This window comes from Zoogloea sp. LCSB751 (genome assembly GCF_002028455.1).
Lineage (GTDB): Bacteria > Pseudomonadota > Gammaproteobacteria > Burkholderiales > Rhodocyclaceae > Zoogloea.
On sequence record NZ_MWUM01000391.1, the window covers coordinates 1 to 254 of the forward strand.

A 254-nucleotide genomic window follows, 5' to 3' on the forward strand; every position below is an offset into this window, starting at 1 on the left:
TGCACGTCGGTGTCGATGTCGATGAGCCAGGCGGAGGCGTTGACGAACCAGCGGTCATTGATCGCCATGTCCAGCCCCACCTGACCCGCCAACCCCCAGGAGGAGTCGACGCTCACATCCGTGCCCGCCAGGGCCCCACGGCCCTCTTCATCGAAGAAGGTGGTGTAGTTGATACCGGCACCGACATAAGGACGCACCTTACTGTTGGCATCACCGAAATAGTACTGCGCCATCAGGGTCGGCGGCAGGTGCTT

General features: G+C 61.8%; 1 protein-coding gene. It reads right to left on the reverse strand.

Translation table 11 applies throughout. The features are described from left to right. On the reverse strand, positions 1-254 hold a 254-nt coding region (locus tag B4920_RS27080; protein ID WP_145954654.1), incomplete at both ends, for an OmpW family outer membrane protein.